Consider the following 6,305-nt stretch of genomic DNA (forward strand, 5'->3'; position numbering starts at 1 on the left):
GATCACAGCTGCCGCAGCAGCTCGGACCGCACGGCCGGGGTGAGGACCTCGCCCATCCGGTTCGCCAGGTCGGTCATCTCGTACGAGACCTGACCCACGTCGCACGTCGGTGAGGCGAGCACGAGCAGCGACGCCCCCTCGCTGAACGCCATGCAGAACATGAACCCACCGTCCATCTGCGTCACGTTGGAGATCACCCCGCCGGCCTGGAAGAACCGGGCCGCCCCGGTGAGCAGGGAGATCAGGCCACTGCCGGTGGCGGCGAGCTGGTCGGCCCGGTCCCGGGGCAGATTGTCGTTGTGCGCCAGCACCAGACCGTCGGTGGAGATGGCGAGGCCGTGGCTGACCTGCGAGGTGTTCTGGACGAAGTTCTGCAAAAGCCAGCTGAGGTCGTTCGGGGTTGTCACGGTGGAACTCCTGTGGGAGGGAAGGGGTAGGGCTGAGTGAGGTTCAGGAGGAGGCGGGGGCGCGATGCCCGGCCACGCCCCTGGCGTAGGCCGACATGGCCGCCGACACCGCGCCGGGGTCGAGCTTGCGCGGCTCGTTGCGGGGCTTCGGGGCGGTGGGGAGCAGGTGCGGCTGCGGCTGCCGGCGCGGCAGCCCGACCTCGGTGGTCACCGTCTTCGTCACGGTGGCCCAGCGCTCGCCCTCGTCGGTCGGCCAGGTGACGGTGACCGAATCGCCGTCCAGCGCGGTCTTGAACCAGCCGTTCACCGTGGCCTGGCCCGATCCGATGGTCGCCGGTTCCGGCGCCGGCTGGAACAGCGGCGCGGGCGCGGTGGCGCGGGCGGGTGCCGGAGCGGAGCGGGCGGGTACCGCCACCGCCGTCCCGGTGCCGCCCGCACCCGCCGACACGGCGACCATCGGCCCGCGAGCGGGGCCGGGCGGCGGGCCGCCGGTGCCGGTCCCGGCCACCGCGACCCGGCGGCCACCGTCGACCGGCGGTCCGGCCGGCCGGTTCCCGGGCTCGGGGCGCTGGACCGCCTGCCGCAGGGCGACCGACGGCGGCATGGCGACCTCGGCCACCGTGCCGCGCGGGTCGCCGGGGCGCAGCTCGACCCGCGCGCCGTGCCGGGCGGCGAGCCGGGCGACCACACTCAGGCCCATCGCCCGTACGCCGGTCGCGTCGATCGCGGCCGGACCGGCGGACAACTGGGCGTTGAGCTGGTCGCACCGCTGCAGGGAGAGCCCGACGCCCTGGTCCACCACCTGGACGACGACCCGGTCGGCGAGCGCGTGCCCGGTGACCAGCACCTCGGTCTCCGGCGGAGAGTAGGCGGTCGCGTTGTCCAGCAGCTCGGCGAGCAGGTGGACGATCTCGTCCACCACCGCACCGGCGATGTGCAGCTCCGGGTCGATGTCCCCGATCCGGACCCGGGTGTACTGCTCGATCTGGGACAGTGCCGCCTGGATCACGTTGTCCAGGGGAACGGCCGCGTGGCGTACCCGGGAGATGCCGGACCCGCCCAGGATCAGCAGGCTCTGGTTGATCCGGGCCATCCGGGTGGCCAGGTGGTCCAGTTGGTAGAGCTGCTGCAGCCGCTCGGGGTTGGCCTCGTCCCGCTCGACCAGGTCGACCTGCGCCAGGATCGCGTCGACCAGGCGCTGCTCCCGGCGGGACAGGTGGACGAAGATCTGCGCGACGTTGGCCCGCATGACCGCCTGCTCACCGGCGATCCGTACCGCTTCCCGGTGCAGCGCCCGGGCCGCGGTCGCCACCTTGGCGATCTCGTCGGTGCCGGTGATCGGGAACTCCGCCGCCGACCGGTCGGCCACCTCCTCCGGTCGTACGGTGCCCGGCGGGGCCTCGTCCAGTTGCCGGACCACGACCGGCAACCGGTCGTACGCCACGGTGGTCACCGTGTCCTGCAGGGCGCGCAGCCGCCGGGTGATCCGTCGGGCCACCACACCGGTGAGGACGGCGGTGAGCAGCAGGACCAGCAGCGTTCCGAGGACCTGGAGCAGCGCGTCGCGCAGCCGCTGCCCCCGCTCGGCGTCCACCGCGTCGGCCACCGCGTCGTCCACCGCGCTCTGCAGCGCGAACATGGCGCTGATCCAGCCGTCGGTGGCCTCGACCCAGGCTCTCGCGTCGACCGTGAGCAGATCGCCCGGAAGCGTCCGTCCCACCGCGCTCTGCAGCCGCTGCGCGGTGATCACCTTCGGGTCCGTCCCGATCAGCTCCCAGCGCGCGGCCCACGCCGGATCGACCAGGTTCGTGAAGGCGTTGCTGGCCTCGGCGAAGCGGGCCTGGGCACCGGCGCTCTCCTGCTGTCCCGCCTGGGTCAGCTCGCCGCCGGCCAGGTTGCGCAGCACGATGATCTGGAGCTGGCCGATCGCCTCGCCCGCCTCGGACACCGCCGCCGCCGCGCGGATCTCGTCGACGACCCGGTTCGAGGTGTCGGTGGCCACCGACTGCCGAAAGGCGAGTAGGTCGGCGATGAGGATCCGGTAGCTGAAGGCGATCGCGGAGAGCGACGCGCGCGGGCTGGAGCGGACCTGCTCCCGGACCGCGGTCAGCGCGCTCAGGTCGGCGTCGACCCGTCGCAGGACGGGCGGCTCGCCCGTCACCTGCGCCCGTCGCCGCTGGAACTCGGCGATGGCGGCATCCGTGGCTCGCACCTGCCCGTCGAAGGCGCCGGCGACCTGACCGACGTCGGTCAACTGGACGGCGGCGATCACCCGTTCGGTCTGCAGGGCGCGGGTCACCACGCCCGCCTGGGCGGAGAGGTTCACCAGGCTGTGCACACTGTCCGCGCTGGACACCTGGCGGATCGAGGACTGTAGGGCCAGTCCGGCGAATCCGATGACGGCGATCAGCGGTACGGCGACCACGAACTGCAGTAAGCGGACGATGCCGCCGCGTGTCAGCCAGTCCATGGGTGTCCTGGCGTGGGTGCGCACCGCGTTCGCCGTTGCGGCCTGTGTCACGGCGTAACCCGCTCCTCTCCCTTACCGACGGTGCCGCACCAGGGGGCTGAGCGGCGAATACATCAGGACTGTGTTGTGGCTCACAGGTAAGACGTATTCCTACCACGAGAGATGAGCGCCGTACCAGAACGTTGCTGAACGAATACTCATTTCTTGACGACTCGGACCAGGGCCGGAACGCATGGGGGAGGAAGCGGCGGACCGTTCGGGCGGTACGCCGGCCGTGTGGGTCTTCCTCAGTCCGTTTCGGACTGATAAGGTGCGCCGCCGCGAGCCTCCTCGAACCGCGGCGCCCACGCGGCGCCGTCCGTTCGACGGTAAGCCGGTACCCGGGTACCGGCTGCAACCCACCACGGCAGGCGCACCGGGGCGGTCGGATCGCGCGCGGACCGCGGCGGGTCGACGAGATTTCCCGGTCGTCGACCCGCCGCACGCCGATCCGGGCCGGTCAGTTGCGCAGGCTCCACTGCTGGTTCGCGCCGCCGCCGCAGGACCAAAGAATGATCTTTGTTCCGTTGGCCGTGGCCGCGCCGTTGGCATCCATGCACAGCCCCGACTGGACGTTGGTGACGGTGCCGTTGGCGTTGACGTTCCACTGCTGGTTGAGGCCGCCGTGACAGTCCCAGATGATGACCGGGGTGCCGTTGGTGGTACCCGCGCCGGAGGCGTCCAGGCACTTGTTGCCGTTCCCGGTCAACTGCTTGCCGGCGGTGTACGTCCACCGCTGGCCCGCGCCGCCGGAACAGTCCCACAACTGGACCTGGGTGCCGTTGGTGGTCGAGGCGTTGGGCACGTCGACACAACGGCCCGACTGGCCGCCCACGATCTGCGCGCCCTGCTGCTGGCCGCCGCCCTGCCGCCGGACGAGCGAGGCGGACTCGGCCGACCGGTTGCCCTGGGCGTCCAGGACGTAGAGCCGGTAGTCACCCGGCGACGTCGGAACGGCTATCGCCGTGGCGTTGCCGTCGGCCCTGGTCATCGTCGGACCGGCGGCGAAGGTGGTCGTGCCGGCGGGGGCCAGCCAGATCGTCCTGGTCGCGTCGCCCGCGCTGCGGACCCGGATCGAGGACGCCCCGCCGCTGACGAACGTGCTGGCCGGTAGGACGTAGTCCGGCACGGCGGGACCGTCGGCCCGGACGAGATCCCGGAACGGCTCCTCCAGCCCGGAATTCGCGGCGATGTCGTAGGCCGGCGCGGGCCAGACGTAGTCGGCGGACACGAGGATGTCCTGGACGGTGCTGTTGGGCAGGTTCTTCTCGGACACCTTGTTGATCGGGCCGTACGTCTGCGTGATGCTCAGGTCGTGCTTGCGCCCGAAGTTGTCGGAGTTGATGAGCCAGGTGACGTTCTTGTCGACGCTCAGCACGTTGTCCCGGAAGGTGATGTACGCCGAGCCCTCGTCCGGGTGGAGTCCGTACTTGTGGCCCGCCGGTACGCCCTGCAGGTAGTTGTTGGTGACCGTGGTCCCCGGTTGACTACCCAGGGTGTAGATGGGGGCCGTGTCACCGAGTCGCTGCACCGTGTCGATGATGTGGTTGTAGCTGATCGTGTTGTTCCTGGCCGTCGTGGTCGGCCGGTTGGGCGCGACCGAGCCCGACGACCCGTCGAAGTTCCACCAGCCCCAACCGAGGGTGATGCCCGCCCACGGGGCCTTCTCGATCCGGTTGTGCTGCACCGTGAGGGTGTCGGCGAAGTACGCCGAGATCGGGCTGTGCCCGTTGAACAGCACGGCGCTGTCGTAGAGGTAGTTGTTCTTTATCTCGATGTTCTTGCACAGTCCTTCGACCTGCGGGGGGTACTTCTCCCGGTTGGTCGACGTGTGGTCGCCGATGAAGACGTGCTGCGGATGGCCCACCGTGATGGCCGAGCCGGCGATGTCGTTGGTGTAGTTCCCGATCAACTGGGTGTTCTGCACGTCGTTCACCATGTTGATGCCGTTGATGCCGGTGTGCTGGATCCGGTTGCGCTGCAGGAGGATCCCGTCGGCGTTCTGGATCTCGACGACGCCGGGAGTGACGTCGACGTTGCGGTAGTAGTAGACGTGGAAATTGCCCTTCGCGTACGCGAACGCGCTGAGGTTTCCCTGCTGTGCCTGCTTGAACTGGGAACCGGCCACGTTGACCAGGTTCCAGTCGGAATGCTGCACGGTCAGGCCCGAGAAGGTGATGTTGCGCGCGTGGCTGCTCGTCGAGGTGCCGGCGACCCGCAGCAGGGTCGTGACGTTGTTCGGCGCGAAGACACTCGCGGTCGCCATGTCGTCGGAGGCGGACTTGTAGTAGTACAGCGTCCGACTGGTCTTGTCGAAGTAGAACTCGCCCGGCGCATCCAGGAACTCGTACGCGTTCATGACCTTGTGGGAGCCGCCGACCTGCGCGTTTCCGTTGTACGCGCCCTGGGCGATCGCCGCGCCCGGCTGCTGGAACAGGGCCACCCGGCTCGCACCGTCGGAGCTGGTGGTCACCTGTCGGACCCCCACGACGGCCGTGGTCCAGGTCGTCGCGGTCTCGATCTCGATGTCGTCCTGGTTGCGGGCGACGGCCGGAAAATCGGCCAGACTGTACTTGGCGCCGTCGCACTGCGAGCCCGATTCCCACGCCCAGGGTGCCTGGCCGGCGGTGATGGTGTACGTGCCGTAGCAGCCGGCCGAGTTGATCGTCTTGGCGGCCATGTACGCCCGCTTGTCGTTGACATAGAGCGTGCGCAGCTTGTTCGCGCGGTCGAGCGGGGCCTTCCAGATGTTGCCGCTGTGCTGCGTCCAGCCGGTCACCCGGACACCGCCTTCGAGGACCGGCCGCTCTCCCGGGTACGCGGCGTAGTTGACCCGGTAGCCGTTGGTGCCGGAGTCACCCGACCCGAACTCGATCGTGCTGGTCACCGGATACTCGCCGGCGCGCAGGTAGACGGTGATGTCGCCGGTCATGTTCGCGTTCACAGTGCGAACGACGTCCCGGGCACGTTGCACGGTCCGGAACGGCGCGGTGACCGTTCCCGGATTGGCGTCGTTGCCGTCGGGCGCGACGTAGTACGACGTATCGGCGGCCGCCGAGGCCGGCGTCGCACCGGTCACGGCGGACGTCAGCGCGGCGGATGCGACCATCGCGACCGCGAGGAGCAACCCTCCAACGGCGGATGCGGCTTCCTTCACGTACTTCCCCTTTCGCTTGCTGTCCGGCGGATGTCGGTGGAGACGTCGCTGCGGTGGCGAGCCGGCGCGGTCGTACCCGTCCACGCGGTGCCGGGTGAGCGGCGCGGCGGACCCGGGCCCGACCGGGCGGCGTGGTTGTGGCCGTCGGTCGGGTCCGGGTCCGTGGTGTGTGGTGTGTGGTGGTTACGGGCTGGTGCAGGTCAGGGTCGGGCTGGATGGTGTGCCGTTGGCG

3 protein-coding genes are annotated in these 6,305 nt (G+C 70.0%); all 3 read right to left on the bottom strand.

All coding sequences use genetic code 11. The features are described 5' to 3' along the window. Window positions 1-2: 2 nt before the first annotated feature. Window positions 3-407: a roadblock/LC7 domain-containing protein gene (locus ACFOX0_RS10735; RefSeq protein WP_377544211.1), complete on the bottom strand. Its 405-nt coding sequence runs from the start codon at window positions 405-407 to the stop codon at window positions 3-5. 43 nt (window positions 408-450) lie between these two features. Next, on the bottom strand, window positions 451-2,928 hold the full coding sequence (locus ACFOX0_RS10740) for a sensor histidine kinase (RefSeq protein ID WP_377544214.1): 2,478 nt from the start codon (window positions 2,926-2,928) through the stop codon (window positions 451-453). Between the two features lie 448 nt (window positions 2,929-3,376). Further along, window positions 3,377-6,025 (bottom strand): RICIN domain-containing protein, encoded by a 2,649-nt coding sequence (locus ACFOX0_RS10745; RefSeq protein WP_377544265.1) that lies wholly within the window; start codon window positions 6,023-6,025, stop codon window positions 3,377-3,379. Between the last annotated feature and the right edge of the window lie 280 nt (window positions 6,026-6,305).

This window comes from Micromonospora zhanjiangensis, assembly GCF_042650605.1.
GTDB lineage: Bacteria > Actinomycetota > Actinomycetes > Mycobacteriales > Micromonosporaceae > Micromonospora_J > Micromonospora_J zhanjiangensis.

Excerpts from the sequence above, each read along its gene's own strand:
- ACFOX0_RS10745 (WP_377544265.1), bottom strand. The coding sequence starts at position 6,025 with ATGGTCGCATCCGCCGCGCTGACGTCCGCCGTGACCGGTGCGACGCCG.